This window comes from Allobosea sp. (assembly GCF_051860145.1).
Classification (GTDB): Bacteria; Pseudomonadota; Alphaproteobacteria; order Rhizobiales; family Beijerinckiaceae; genus Allobosea.
In genome coordinates, this window is sequence record NZ_JBHYEM010000015.1 from 69,433 (window position 1) to 81,469 (window position 12,037).

At 66.9% G+C, this 12,037-nt stretch carries 9 protein-coding genes; 8 read left to right on the forward strand and 1 reads right to left on the reverse strand.

The window, feature by feature from the left end:
- The first annotated feature begins 19 nt into the window (after window positions 1–19).
- The 4 genes from coaD to ACTIF2_RS20910 all read left to right on the forward strand — a co-directional run bounded on the left by coaD (window position 20) and on the right by ACTIF2_RS20910 (window position 4,053).
- The gene (gene coaD, locus ACTIF2_RS20895) at window positions 20–520 is read left to right on the forward strand and encodes a pantetheine-phosphate adenylyltransferase (protein WP_439499042.1); all 501 of its coding nucleotides are present in this window, start codon (window positions 20–22) and stop codon (window positions 518–520) included.
- 153 nt (window positions 521–673) lie between these two features.
- Window positions 674–2,005 (forward strand): proline--tRNA ligase, encoded by a 1,332-nt coding sequence (proS, locus tag ACTIF2_RS20900; protein WP_439499043.1) that lies wholly within the window; start codon window positions 674–676, stop codon window positions 2,003–2,005.
- A gap of 37 nt (window positions 2,006–2,042) precedes the next feature.
- Entirely contained in the window at window positions 2,043–3,344 is a 1,302-nt protein-coding gene (locus ACTIF2_RS20905; protein WP_439499044.1) for a lipoprotein-releasing ABC transporter permease subunit, read from the forward strand.
- 19 nt (window positions 3,345–3,363) lie between these two features.
- Window positions 3,364–4,053 (forward strand): ABC transporter ATP-binding protein, encoded by a 690-nt coding sequence (locus ACTIF2_RS20910; protein ID WP_439499078.1) that lies wholly within the window; start codon window positions 3,364–3,366, stop codon window positions 4,051–4,053.
- On the opposite strand, the gene ACTIF2_RS20915 is transcribed toward ACTIF2_RS20910, so the two are convergent.
- Window positions 4,050–5,027 carry a DMT family transporter gene (locus ACTIF2_RS20915; RefSeq protein ID WP_439499045.1) on the reverse strand — a complete coding sequence of 326 codons (978 nt, stop codon included), beginning with the start codon at window positions 5,025–5,027 and terminating at the stop codon, window positions 4,050–4,052. The genes ACTIF2_RS20910 and ACTIF2_RS20915 overlap by 4 nt on opposite strands.
- 441 nt (window positions 5,028–5,468) lie before the next feature.
- On the opposite strand from ACTIF2_RS20915, the gene dnaE reads away from it, so the two are divergent.
- The 4 genes from dnaE (at window position 5,469) to ACTIF2_RS20935 (ending at window position 11,904) form a co-directional block, all read left to right on the forward strand.
- The gene (dnaE, locus tag ACTIF2_RS20920) at window positions 5,469–8,945 is read left to right on the forward strand and encodes a DNA polymerase III subunit alpha (RefSeq protein ID WP_439499046.1); all 3,477 of its coding nucleotides are present in this window, start codon (window positions 5,469–5,471) and stop codon (window positions 8,943–8,945) included.
- A 131-nt stretch (window positions 8,946–9,076) separates the two neighbouring features.
- Complete coding sequence (locus ACTIF2_RS20925; RefSeq protein WP_439499047.1) at window positions 9,077–9,814, forward strand: FkbM family methyltransferase; 738 nt, start codon at window positions 9,077–9,079, stop codon at window positions 9,812–9,814.
- Between the two features lie 172 nt (window positions 9,815–9,986).
- The gene (locus ACTIF2_RS20930) at window positions 9,987–10,385 is read left to right on the forward strand and encodes a pore-forming ESAT-6 family protein (protein WP_439499048.1); all 399 of its coding nucleotides are present in this window, start codon (window positions 9,987–9,989) and stop codon (window positions 10,383–10,385) included.
- 112 nt (window positions 10,386–10,497) lie between these two features.
- Window positions 10,498–11,904, forward strand: a complete 1,407-nt coding sequence (locus ACTIF2_RS20935) for a M20/M25/M40 family metallo-hydrolase (protein WP_439499049.1) — start codon at window positions 10,498–10,500, stop codon at window positions 11,902–11,904.
- Window positions 11,905–12,037 lie beyond the last annotated feature (133 nt).

A 12,037-nucleotide genomic window follows, 5' to 3' on the forward strand; every position in this document is an offset into this window, starting at 1 on the left:
CGCAGGCTAACGCTGTCTTATGAGCCACACCGCCTTCTATGCCGGGTCGTTCGACCCCGTCACCAACGGCCATGTCGACATGATCGCGGCCGCCTGCCGGCTCTGCGACAGGCTGATCCTCGCGATCGGCGTCCACCCCGGCAAGACGCCGATCTTTTCGGCTGAAGAGCGGGCCGAGCTGCTGCGCGAAATCTGCGGCCCGGTCGCGGCCGAGCTCAAGACTGAGCTCGAGGTCGCCACCTTCGACGATCTGACCATCGACGCGGCGCGCCGTCTCGGCGCCACGATCCTGGTCCGCGGCCTGCGCGACGGCACAGACCTCGACTACGAGATGCAGCTTGCCGGCATGAACCACACCATGGTTCCCGAGTTGCAGACCGTGTTCCTGCCCGCGACCCCGCCCGCCCGGCACATCACGGCGACGCTCGTGCGCCAGGTCGCCTCGATGGGCGGCGATGTCTCCGCCTTCGTCCCGCCACTGGTACGCGACAGGCTCAAGGCGAAATTCGCCAAGCGCTGAAGCTCTGCTGAGGCCGTTCAGGCGGCGCTTTGCGCCAAGTTCATCTGCACCAAGTCGATTTGCGTTTGCATTTTGCAAACGGCGATGGTGTCTCTGGGATCAATGTGACTCGATGTGCGCCTAGCCGTGCGTCGCCCTCCGACGAGTTTTCCGATGCGCCTCTCCCGTTATTTCCTGCCGATCCTGCGCGACACGCCCAAGGAAGCCGAGATCGTCTCGCATCGGTTGATGCTGCGCGCCGGCATGATCCGCCAGCAATCGGCCGGGATCTATTCCTGGCTGCCGCTCGGACTGCGCGTGCTGAACAAGATCAGCGCCGTGGTGCGCGAGGAGCAGAACCGCTCCGGCGCGATCGAGGTGCTGATGCCGACGATCCAGTCGGCCGATCTCTGGCGCGAGAGCGGGCGCTACGACGCCTATGGCAAGGAGATGTTGCGCATCAAGGACCGCCATGAGCGCGACATGCTCTATGGCCCGACCAATGAGGAGATGATCACCGACATCTTCCGGTCCTATGTGAAGTCCTACAAGGACTTGCCGCTGAATCTTTATCACATCCAGTGGAAGTTCCGCGACGAGGTCCGGCCGCGTTTCGGCGTGATGCGCGGGCGCGAGTTCCTGATGAAGGACGCCTATTCCTTCGATCTCGACCAGGCCGGCGCGCGCCACGCCTATAACCGGATGTTCACGGCCTATTTGCGCACCTTCGCCCGCCTCGGCCTGAAGGCGATCCCGATGCGCGCCGATACCGGGCCGATCGGCGGCGACCTCAGCCACGAATTCATCGTGCTCGCCTCGACCGGCGAGAGCGAGGTCTTCTGCCATAAGGATTTCCTTGAGTTCCAGACGCCGGCGGCCGACACCGATTTCGACAGCATCGCTGGTCTCCAGGGCATCGTCGACAAATGGACGAGCCTCTATGCGGCGACCGACGAGATGCATGATGCGGCCGCCTATGGTGCGATTCCCGCCGACAAGCAGCTTTCGGCCCGCGGCATCGAGGTCGGCCATATTTTCTACTTTGGCACCAAGTATTCCGAGCCGATGGGCGCGACGGTGACCGGCCCGGACGGAGCGCAGGTGCCGGTGCATATGGGATCCTACGGTATCGGCCCGAGCCGCCTCGTCGCGGCGCTGATCGAAGCCGGTCACGACGATGCTGGCATTGTCTGGCCCGACGAGATCGCGCCCTTCGACATCGCGGTGCTCAATCTCAAGACCGGCGACGCCGGGACCGACGGCGCCTGCGAGCAGCTCTACAAGGCGCTCGCCGCCAAGGGCTACGACACGCTCTATGACGACACCGACGACCGGCCGGGCGCCAAGTTCGCGACCGCCGACCTGATCGGCGTGCCCTGGCAGATCATCGTCGGGCCGAAGGGGCTGGCCGAGGGCAAGGTCGAAATCAAGCGTCGCGCCGGCGGCGAGCGTGAACTGGTCTCGCTCGCGGCTGCGCTCGATCGTTTCCCGGGGCGTTCGGCTTGAGCCTGCGCCTGGCGACCAGAACGCGGAGCGGCTGCTGATGAATTCGGCGACGGATACGATCGCTGCTGAAACCGCGCAGCCGACCGGCACCCGCCCCTTCGCAGGTTTCGAGTGGCTGCTGGCCGGCCGCTATTTGCGCACGCGCCGGCGCGAGGGCTTCGTTTCGGTCATCGCCGGCTTTTCCTTTCTCGGCATCCTTCTCGGCGTCGCCACGCTGATCATCGTGATGTCGGTGATGAACGGCTTCCGGAAGGAGCTTCTGGAGAAGATCGTCGGCGTCAACGGCCATATCTTCGCGACGCCGATCGACCGCCCGCTCGACGATTACGAGCAGGTCGCGGCCAAGCTGCGCCAGGTGCAGGGCATCAAGCTCGCCATCCCGCTGGTCGAGGGGCAGGCGCTGGCCTCGTCGCAATACGCCAATGGCGGCGTGCTGGTGCGCGGCATCGCCGAGGCCGACCTGAAATCGAGTCCCTTCGTCGGGGGCAATATCAAGCGCGGCACGCTCGACGGCTTCGACACGGCCGGCGGCGTCGCGATCGGCAGCCGGCTCGCGGCGTCGCTCTCGCTCACGGCGGGCGATTCGATCACGCTGGTCACGCCACGTGGCGCCTCCACGCCCTTCGGCACCGCGCCGCGCATCAAGGCCTATCCGATCCAGGCGGTGTTCGAGATCGGCATGACCGAGTTCGATTCCTCGTTCGTTTTCATGCCGCTAGGGGAATCGCAGGCCTATTTCAACCGCGACGGCGACGTGAACGTGATCGAGGTCTTCATCGACGATCCCGACCGGACGCAGGCCGTGCGCGACGCGATCGAGGCCGATGCGCCACGTCCGCTGGTGCTGTCCGACTGGCGCCAGCGCAACCGCACCTTCTTCAATGCGCTCGAGGTCGAGCGCAACGTGATGTTCATCATCCTGGCCCTGATCGTCCTGGTGGCGGCGCTCAACATCGTCTCGGGCCTGATCATGCTGGTGAAGGACAAGACCGAGGACATCGCGATCATGCGCACCATGGGCGCGACGCGCGGCACCGTGCTGCGCGTCTTCCTGATCACGGGGGCGGCGATCGGTGTGTTCGGCACGCTCGCGGGGCTCGGGCTCGGCGTCGTCTTCGCCAATAACGTCAAGTCGATCATGGCCTTCCTGAACTGGCTTACGGGCGCCAATCTCTGGGACCCGACGGTGCGCTTCCTGAGCGACATTCCCTCGGTGATCGACTGGCGCGAGGTGGCGAGCGTGGTCGCGATGGCGCTGGTCCTGTCGTTGCTGGCGACGCTCTATCCGGCCTGGAAGGCGGCGCGGCTCGATCCGGTCCAGGCACTGCGGATGGGTTGAGGCGGAACAGTTCGTGGCCATGCAACGCGAGACACCAACGCTCTTTCTCTCGCAGATCGAGCGCTATTACCCCCAGACCGACGCGCCGCTCGAGATCCTGCGCAAGGCGGATTTTGCGCTCTGGCCGGGCGAGCTCGTCGCGCTCGTCGCGCCGAGCGGAACCGGCAAGTCGACCTTGCTCCATGTCGCCGGCCTGCTGGAAAAGCCGGATGCCGGCGAGGTCTTCGTCGGCGGGCTGCCGACGACGAAGCTCGATGACAAGGGCCGCACAAGGCTGCGCCGCACCGAGATCGGCTTCGTCTACCAGTTCCACCATTTGCTGCCGGAATTCACGGCGCTGGAGAATGTCGTCCTGCCGCAGCGCATTCGTGGCCTGGCGAAAGCCGAGGCCGAGGCGCGCGCGACCGAGCTCCTGAGCTTCCTCGGCCTCGGCGAGCGGCTCGACCATCTTCCCGGCGAACTCTCCGGTGGCGAGCAGCAGCGGGTCGCCATTGGCCGGGCCGTCGCCAATGCGCCGCGCCTGCTCCTGGCCGACGAGCCGACGGGCAACCTCGACCCGCATACCTCGCTGCATGTCTTCAGCACCTTGGTGGCGCTGGCGCGTGCGTCGGGGCTGGCAGCCCTGATCGCGACCCATAATCTCGACCTCGCGCGCCGGATGGACCGGCAGGTGACGATCCGCGAAGGCCTGGTCGTTCCGCTCGATTAAGGCTTGGCGATGCTCCGCCGGACGGCCCGGCGTGGCGTGACGACGGTGAAGCCTGCGGCGACGATCACGGCGATGCCGATCCAGGTCGTCACCGATGGCAGGTCGCCGAACAGGACGAAGCCGAGCGCAGTGGCGCCGAGCAGCTCGAGATAGACCAGCGGCGACAGCGTCGAGACCTGTGCCAGCCTGAAGGCGCTGATCGTCATCAGGTTGGCGGCGGCGGCGAGCAGGCCCATCAGCAGGATGAGCGCGAGCGCCTCCCAGCTCGGTGTCGTCCACTGGAACAGCAGGAACGGCGTGAGCAGAAGAATGCCGAAGACGAGCTGGATCGTCAGCGTCGACAGCGGCGGGCTCGCCTGGGCCGTCGCGCGGGTCATCACCAGATAACACGCCATCAGCCCGCCCGAGGCCAGCGCGATCAGCGTGCCGGCGCTGCCAGCGGTTCCCGGCCGCACCACCAGCAGGGCGCCGGCAAACCCGAGCAGCACAGCCGCCAGCTTGCGCCGGTCGAGACGCTCGCGCAGGACCATGGCGGCAAGCAGGGTCGCGATGATCGGTGCCACGAAATAGGCGCCGAGCGCATCGGCGAGCGGTATGCGCGCGATCGCGACGAAATAGAGCGTCATCGCCCCGACCAGGAAGGCGGTGCGCACGAGCTGCGGCAGGATCTGGCCGCGGCTGATCAGCGGCTCGCGCGATCGCGCCTGCTGGAACAGCACCACCGGGAGCACGAAGCCCAGCGCCGCGACATAGCGGGCCCAGCTCAGGAAGACCGGGGAATGGACGGGGCTGAGATATTTGGCGATCGCATCGGAGCCGGGAATGATCAGCATGGCCACCGCCATCAGGGCGATCCCGAGCGCGGGTTTGCGCTGCTCATCCGATGCGGCGGCTTCAGCCGGAGCAGGATCGGCTGAAGCGCATTCGAGGGCCTCGGCAGCCGTGCCCCGGGCAGTGTCGGATGAGGTGTCCATCGGGGCATCCTACGCGATTCCACGGAGGCCCGCGGTGACCGGAGCGCCTGCCGACCGGGCGTAAACGCCGGTAGCGGACCTGACATCCTTAACGGAGGATCGCCGGCATCAAGCGAATGTTAACCGCCATTCATATGTCCGAAGTGGAACTAACGTTGCGAGATTGACGAGAACAAAACATGAATTAACATGGACATATAACGAACATCAGGAGGTCAAGATGATTTTGGTGCGTAAACTGGCGATTGGCGCCGCGGAACTCGCCTCGCTCGGTGTGTTTCTCGGCATGATCTGGCTCTGGGCCGCGCTGCTGGCCGCGCCCAGCGTCTGAAGCTGCCTGGCGGAAGGCTCAGGCCCGCCGGCCCATCCACAGTTGGCCTGCAGCGGACGACTCGACGCCGCTCACGCCCGCGCTCCATAAGAGTTGCGTGAGGTGATTCAATGAGTCGAGAGCCGAGCCGGCCCCGCATTCTGCCCGAGGTGGGCTTCGTCCATCTCCATGTCCATTCGAGCTATTCCCTGCTCGAAGGCGCGATGACCATCGGGACGCTGGCCAAGCTCGCCGCGGCGGATGGCCAGCCGGCGGTGGCGCTGACCGACACCAACAATCTCTTCGGCGCGCTCGAATTCTCCGAAAAGCTCGCGGGTGCCGGCCTGCAGCCGATCGCCGGCGTGCAGCTCTCGGTCGATTTTGCCGACGAGGCCGAGAACGGCCGCAGGCTCGTCCAGCAGACGGTGCCGCATGTCGTCCTGCTCGCGATGTCCGAAGCGGGCTACGGCAACCTGATGAAGCTCGTCACGGAAGCCTGCCTGGCGAGCGGCGGGGCAGGGCAGCCGATCTCGACGCTCGAACGCCTGGCCGCGCATCACGACGGCCTGATCGCCCTGACCGGTGGGCCGGGCGGGCCGATCGACGGCGCCTTGCGCGGCGGCCAGGTGGCGCAGGCCGAGGCCCGGCTCGCGCGCCTCGCCGCCATCTTTGGCGACAGATTGTATGTCGAGCTGCAGCGCAGCGGCCGCGACGGGGAGGCGGCGGTCGAAGCGCATCTGCTGCGGCTCGCCTATGATTCCGACCTCGCCATTGTCGCGACGAACGAGCCCTTCTACGCCAAGCCGGCCGATTACGACGCCCATGACGCGCTGCTCGCGGTGGCCGAGGGCCGGCTCGTCTCCGATGGCGAGCGCCGCCGCGTCACCACGGAGCATTATTTCGCCAGCCGCGCCGAGATGAAGCGCCGTTTCGCCGACCTGCCGGAAGCGCTCGCCGCGACGGTCGAGATTGCGATGCGCTGTACCTGGCGCGTCGGCCTGCGCCGGCCGATCCTGCCGCGCTTCGGCGAGGAGGACGGGCTGGACGAGGCGGCCGAGCTCGAGCGCCAGGCCAAGGCCGGGCTTGCGGCGCGGCTGGCCAAGCATGGGCCGTCGCCCGGATTCGGCGTCGAGGACTACGAGAAGCGGCTCGATTTCGAGCTCTCCGTCATCGCGCGGATGAAGTATCCGGGCTATTTCCTGATCGTCTCCGACTTCATCAAATGGGCCAAGGATCATGGCATCCCGGTCGGCCCGGGCCGCGGCTCGGGCGCGGGCTCGCTCGTCGCCTATGCGCTCACCATCACCGATGTCGATCCACTCCGCTTCGGGCTGCTCTTCGAGCGCTTCCTCAATCCCGATCGCGTCTCGATGCCGGATTTCGACATCGATTTCTGCCAGAACCGGCGCGAAGAGGTGATCGACTACGTCAAGCGCCGCTATGGCGAGGAGCGCGTGGCGCAGATCATCACCTTCGGCACCTTGCTGGCGCGCGGCGTGCTGCGCGACGTCGGGCGCGTGCTGGAGATGCCCTACGGCCAGGTCGACAAGCTGACCAAGCTCGTGCCGCAGAATCCGGCCAAGCCGATCTCGCTGGCCGATGCGATCAAGGGCGAGCCCAAGCTGCAATCGGCGGCGGAGGAGGAGCCGATCGTCGCCCGGCTGCTCGAAATCGGCCAGAAGCTCGAGGGCCTGCACCGCCACGCCTCGACGCACGCGGCCGGCGTGGTGATCGGCGACAGGCCGCTGGAAGAACTGGTCGCGCTGTCGGTCGATCCGCGCACCGGCATGCGCGTCACCCAGTTCAACATGAAATGGGTCGAGCAGGCCGGCCTGGTGAAGTTCGACTTCCTCGGCCTCAAGACCTTGACCACGCTGACCACCGCGGTGGCGCTGATCGCCCAGCGCGGCATCGCGATCGATCTGGCGAGCCTGCCCTTCGACGACCCCAAGAGCTACGAGATGCTGGCGCGCGGTGAGGTGGTCGGCGTGTTCCAGGTGGAAAGCGCCGGCATGCGGCGCGCCCTGGTCGAGATGAAGGCCGACCGCATCGAGGACCTGATCGCGCTCGTCGCGCTCTACCGGCCGGGCCCGATGGATAACATCCCGAGCTATTGCCGCCGCAAGCTCGGCCTGGAAGAGCCGACCTATCTCCATCCCAAGATGGAGCCGATCCTCGCCGAGACGCATGGCATCATCGTCTACCAGGAGCAGGTGATGCAGGTGGCGCAGGCGCTCTCGGGCTACTCGCTCGGCGAGGCCGACCTGCTGCGCCGCGCCATGGGCAAGAAGATCAAGGCCGAGATGGACGCCCAGCGCGACCGTTTCGTGAAAGGTGCCGTCGAGGGCGGCATGACCAAGGACATCGCCTCCGAGATCTTCGACCTGCTGGCGAAATTCGCCGATTACGGCTTCAACAAGAGCCATGCCGCGGCCTATGCGGTCGTCGCCTTCCAGACCGCCTATCTCAAGGCGAATTACCCGGTCGAGTTCCTCGCCGCGTCGATGACGCTCGATATCGGCAACACCGACAAGCTCTCGGAATTCCGGCGCGATGCCGAGCGCATCGGCATCACCGTCGAGCCGCCGGCGATCAACCGTTCGGGCGTCGAATTCGACGTGGCCGACGGGGCGATCCGCTATGCGCTCGGGGCGATCAAGGGTGTCGGGCGCGCGGCGGTCGAGTCCGTCGTCACCGCGCGTGCCGCGGGCGGCTCGTTCAAGGACCTCGCCGATTTCGCCCGCCGGATCGACGCAAAGCTCGTCAACCGCCGCACCATCGAGGCGTTGATCGCAGCCGGCGCGCTCGACGCGCTGGAGAAGGACCGCGCCCGCGCCATGGCGGCGATCGACGGCATGCTGGCGCTGTCGAACCGCACGCGCGAGGCGGCTGCCGGCGGCCAGTCGGAGCTCTTCGGCGGCGGCACGGTGCAGGAAGCCTTCCGCATTCCGCCGACCGAGCCGTGGGCGCCGGCCGAGCGGCTCAGGCGCGAGCATGACGCGGTCGGCTTCTTCCTCTCCGGCCATCCGCTCGACGATTACGAGCATGTGCTGAAGCGGCTGCGGGTGCAGCGTTTCGCCGATTTCGCGCAGACGGTGCGGGCCAATGGCACCTCGGTCGCGAAGGTGGCGGTCTCCGTCATCGACAAGTCGGAACGGCGCACCAAGTCCGGCTCGAAGATGGGCATCGTCCAGCTTTCGGATCCGAGCGGGCAGTTCGAGGCGATCCTGTTCTCGGAGGGCCTGCAGCGCCATCGCGACCTGCTGGAGCCGGGCAGGGCGCTCGTGCTGCGGCTCTCGGCGGTGCTCGACGGCGACGAGGTCCGTCCGCGCATCGAGGATGTCGAGGTCCTGGACGATCTCGCCGCCCGCCAGAAGCAGGACCTGCTGGTCTATCTGCGCGACGACAAGGCGCTGGCCAGCATCGCCGAACGAGTCCGGCCGCGCGGCGACGGCGTGCGCGCCGAAGGCAAGGTCGCGCTGGTGATGATCCTCGACGACGGCGCGCAGGAGGTCGAGATCGAATTGCCGGGCCGCTATCCCGTCAACCAGCAGATTGCCAATGCCGTCCGCGCCGCGCCCGGCGTCGTCAGCGTCGAGCTGCGCTGAGGCGCGGAGTCCTGGACGGGCGCGGGGGGCTGCCGTCGCGTCCCGGGCTTGCTGATCGTCTCTCGCCTCCGATCGCAGTTGATGTGCGTGCGCTAACCGGTTGAGAATGGAACCGGTGCTGGAGGGCGCAGATGACGGGGGCTATCGTGAATCACTATGTCGCACGCATTCCGATGAGCCTTGCCGTGCCGGAGGCGATGCACTGGGCCATCAAGGACGTGCTGGAGGGCGAATACGAGGCGGGTTATGACGGCGTCGGCCTCGACATCCTCGATATCGGAGCGAATGTCGGCTCCTTCGCGCTCTGGGCCACGGCCCGCTGGCCGGGCAGCGTGGTGACCTCCTACGAGCCGCATCCCGGCACGTTCGAGTTCCTGAAGCGCAACACGCAGCAGCGCCGCGACATCACCATCGTGAATGCGGCCCTGTTTCCGGGCGGGCAGAAGACCGCGAGCTTCGTCAGCCGCTTCGCCGGCGACGGCGAATCCGGGTTGGCATCCTATGCCGGCGATACCTTTGTCGCCGGCGCCATGGTCGAGCGCTACGAGGTCGCCGTCGTCGACCCGGCCAGCCTGCCTTCGCCGGATATCGTCAAGATCGACATCGAGGGCGGCGAAGGCGATGTGCTGGATAACATCGATCTGTCAAAGACTTCCCTGGTGCTGCTCGAGTATCAGAATCGCAAGAACCGGCTTCAGCTGGAAGCGCGCCTGAAAGCCGATTTCGACCTGATCGACACCCTCGAATATTCTTGGGATCCGCTGCTCGAACAGGCCTGCTACCGGCCGGATCTGGTCGGCGACGTCTATGGCCGGATGTTCGCGGCCCGCAAGGGCGTGACGCGGATGACGCGCGGGGCCGGGCGCTGAGCTCGGCTGATCCGCCAAGGCATGGCTGTCGAGGCAAATCTCGGTCCCGCATTGGTTGCATCGGAGCCAGTCCGTCACGCGATTGTCTTGCGCTGTCTGCAGGGCTAGAGCCGGGTCGGGGGAAATGGGGCACGCATCGTCTCGATGCGGATTGCATGAAGGAAAGCTCGATATGATCTCTCTCTTGAAGGCCGCCTGCGCGGCCGGCGCGCTGACCGCCGTCGTCTTCGGCGCCACGGCCGCTTCGGCCCAAAGCCAGGCCGACCAGCTCGCGGTCGCCTATCAGTCGGGCCGCAACCAGCTCGGAATCCTGACCTATTGCAGCGAGAAGGGCCATATCGGCGCCGATGTCGTCGAGATCCAGAAGAAGATGCTCGGCCTGATCCCGGCTCCTGCCGACAAGAGCGGCGGCGATGCCGCCGAGGCGCAGGGCAAGAAGGGCACCATCGCCGTGATGGGCGTCACCCAGGATCTCGAGACGATCGCCAAGGCGCAGAACGGGAGTGCCGCCACCTACTGCAAGCAGATCGGCGATGTGGTGAAGCAGGCCGGCGCCGCCCTGCCGAAATAGATCGCCTCCGGGCGATCGCGAGCGGAGGGGCATCGGCCAATGGTCCGAGCCCTTCCGGCTTCTTCATCGACGGCGCGCTCGCCGCGCCTCATCGTCAGGGATGACTGCAGGCATGTCGACACGGGATGGCGCGATCGCGCGGGCTTTGGGGTTCTTCGATTCCGGCGCCTTCCGTGACCGGTTGTCCGAACTGGTGGCGATCCCGAGCACGCTGCTCGATCCCGCGCATGAGGCCGATACCCAGCGCTATCTGGCCGACGCCATCCAGCCCTGGCTGGAACGGATGGGTTTTGCGGTGGAAATCCACCCCAATCCCGTGCCGGGCCTCGGCCCGATCCTCATTGCGGAGCGGATCGAAGGCGACGGCCCGACGATCCTGACCTATGGCCATGGCGATACCGTCGCGGGGCTCGACGACCAGTGGCGCAAGGGCCTCAAGCCCTGGACCCTGATCGAGGAGGATGGTCGCTGGTACGGGCGCGGAACCGCCGACAACAAGGGCCAGCACGCGATCAACCTCTGCGCGCTGGAGGCCGTCCTGGCCGAACGGGGCGGGCGCCTCGGCTTCAACCTCAAGCTGCTGCTCGAAACCTCGGAGGAGCGCGGCTCGACCGGCCTTCGCGAGTTCATCGCGGCCCATGCCGATGCGTTGCGCGCCGATGTGCTGATCGGCAGCGACGGGCCGCGCGTCGCGACCGACACGCCGACCCTGTCGCTCGGAAATCGCGGCCTGTTCCATTTCGAGCTCGCGCTCGACCTGCGTCCGGGCGGCGTGCATTCCGGCAACTGGGGCGGGATCACCACGGATCCGGCGATCGTGCTCGCCCATGCCATCTCGACCCTTGCCGGCCGCAACGGGCAGATCCTGGTTCCCGGCTGGCTGCCGCCGCAGGGGTTGCCCGCTCCCGTCCGCGCGGCGCTCGACGGCCTGGTGCTGCGCGCCGAGAGCGATGCGGCGACGATCGACGCGGGCTGGGGCGAGCCTGGCCTCTCGGCGGCCGAGAAGGTTTTTGGCTGGACCAGCTTCATCGTCGTCGCCATGACCTCGGGGCGGCCGGAAAACCCGGTGAACGCCGTGGCGCCGAGTGCGCGCGCTCATTGCCAGTTGCGCTATCCTGCCGATTGCGACCCGGCCGTGTTCGAGCCGGTTTTGCGCGCGCACCTGGATGCGGCCGGCTTCCCGGAGGTACGGATCGAGAATGCCGGGGTCGGCATGCCTGCCAGCCGCACCGATCCGAGTGACCCCTGGGTGCGCTGGACGCTCGCCAGCATGGACCGCACGCTCGACCGTCCGACCCAGATCATCCCGAGCGGTGGCGGTGGGCTGCCGAGCGACATGTTCGTCGAGCATCTGCGCCTGCCGGTGATGTGGTTCAAGCACAGCTATAACGGCTGCAAGCAGCATGGGCCCGACGAGCATCTGCTGATCGTCCTGGCACGCGAGGGAACGGCGGCCTTCGCCGGCCTGTGGTGGGATCTCGGGGAGGGCGATACGCCGTCCACAGCCCGACGCGCCTGAGCTTTTGCGCCTGGCGGCGTGCGGCGCCTTGCATTCCTGCGCCATCCCATGTAAGGCGCAGCCCATCCCACATGGGGAGCATCGCTTCAAACCCGAAGCGTTCCGGTGACTTGGCAGCCTATGCCTCGTTCAT